The sequence below is a fragment of the Streptomyces palmae genome (assembly GCF_004684805.1).
Classification (GTDB): Bacteria; Actinomycetota; Actinomycetes; order Streptomycetales; family Streptomycetaceae; genus Streptomyces; species Streptomyces palmae.
In genome coordinates this window covers 1-2,004 of record NZ_SRID01000619.1, presented here as the reverse complement: position 1 = coordinate 2,004, position 2,004 = coordinate 1, and the positions used below count along the sequence as shown (strand labels likewise).

The 2,004-nt window shown below is 76.5% G+C and carries 1 pseudogene; it reads left to right on the top strand.

The features are described 5' to 3' along the window. Positions 1 to 218: 218 nt before the first annotated feature. Positions 219 to 2,004 (top strand): annotated as a pseudogene (locus tag E4099_RS31560) (hypothetical protein); the annotation flags it as partial.

Below are 2,004 nucleotides of genomic sequence, written 5' to 3'. Positions count from 1 at the left end.
GACCGACACCAACCCGACCTCGAACACCCCCCGCCCCCGCCCGTCCACCGGATCCGGTCGCGAGAACTCCTCCCGCGGCAACGACGCCTACAACCTGCTCACCGGCAAACCGACCGGTTCGGGCTCCCGCAAGAAGGACCGTTCATGATCGAATCGGGCCGTTCAGACGAGGGAGGACCAGTGGGGCAGAACAACGCCCGAGAAGCGGGGCGAGCCCGATGAGCCGCATATCCGGAAGACTGCTGCGCCGCCTCGGCCGCCGCACCGGCACCCCGGCGACCCCGGAGGCGGCAGACCCGGCCGGCACCGGCGCCGAGACCGCCGTACCACCCCACACGGTGCGCGAGGACTTCCCGCACCGCCATCTGCTGCGCTCCTCCGAAGCCCCCGACTCCCCGGTCCGGGACCTCGTACACGACCTGCCGGCCGACCCCAGGCGGCCGGTGGTGGTGGTCGACGTTCCGCCGGCCGCCGCGGGCAACCTCGGTGAGGAACTGGGCGCCCTGCTGGCCCGGCTGCGCGAGGACGCGCCACTCGCCGTCCGATTGGTGCTCTCCGGGGCCGGTGCCGCGCCGGGCGGAGGCACACCGCTGGCCCAGCGGCTCGCCGAGGCCTGGGAGCTGACCATCGAGGCCCCGGACGCCCCCGCCGTGCTCACCCCCGGCGGCCTCCTCCATGTCGCCGAACCCGCCACCCCCGGCGGTGGCTGGTGGCGCTTCGCCCCCGGCACGGCCCCCGAGCCGCTCGGCATACGGCTGCCCGCGCCCCGCTGGCAGCGGGCCCTGGCCCGGGTCCCGCTCGGCCCGATCGGCGCCTGTGTGGCCCGCCCCGTCCCGGCGGGGCTGCTGCTGAGCCCCGCCGGCGCCGCCGCGCCCCTCCCCGACGAGGCCGCTTACGCCGTCGCCGTGCACCCCGAACGGCTGAGCGTGCTGCTCGGCGCACCCCGTGCGGAGCCGGTGCCCGCGGACGACCTGGCGACCCTCCTCGCCGGGCTGCCCGCCGAGTCCCGGCGTACGGTCCGGCTGGTCCCCGTCGACGGCCGCGACCCGGTGGGCCTCGCCGAGTCGGTGTGCGACCTCCTCGGTACGGAGATCGAGGTGGCCCTGGGCCTACCGCTGCCCGCCACCGGGGACGAGGACGGCGCGGAGACGGTACGGCTGGTCTCCATCGAGGGCGAGTTCACCTGGCCGGCCCTGCTCACCGCGCTCGTCTGCTCGCCCACCGGCATCGACGGCTCCCGCCCGGCGCCCCGCCCGGTCTCCTGGGACCTGCCGGCATCCGCGGGCACCTCCGAGGGAGAACCGCCGGCCTCCCTGCGTCTGCCCTCCGGCGCCCGAGCGGTGGCGGTACGTTCCGGACTCTGGTGCGGCGCCGCCCCCGAGCCGCCCGCCGAGGCCGGCAACCGGCCGGCGGACGCCCGGGCGCTGCGCGTCGAACTCGACGCCGACTGCCTGGCCGACCCCGCGGCCCGCGACCGGCACCTGCGGGACCTCGCCGCCCTCCTCGCCGACCTCCCCCCGGCCGCCCGCACCCACGCCGAACTCGCCGCCCCCGAGCAGGCGGACCCCGCGCTGATCACCGAACTCCGGCGCTTCGCCATCCGCACCGGCCTCGCCCTCGCCACCCCATCGCATCCTGGGCGCGGGGGGACAACTGGCACGGCGGGCACGGCCGGCACGACGGGGCCGGCGGGTACGACTGGTACGGCGGGCACGGCCGGTACGGCCGGCACGGCAGGGTCGGCGAGGTCGGCGAGTACGACCAACACGGCTGGTCCGGCTGGTCCGACGGGTACGGCACCCGAGGCGAAGGTCGGGATGACAGCCCCGCTGGCAGGATCCGGCGTCACGGCGGGTGTCACCAAGGGGGTCCAAGCCGAAGCCAGGCTGACCGGCCTCATGACCCCGGCCATCCCGGCAACCCCGGCAAAGCCGTCTGACGCGCTGTCCCCGGCAACCCCAACTGCCGCAGTGGCACCGTCCATCCCAGCCGCCCCTGTCTCTT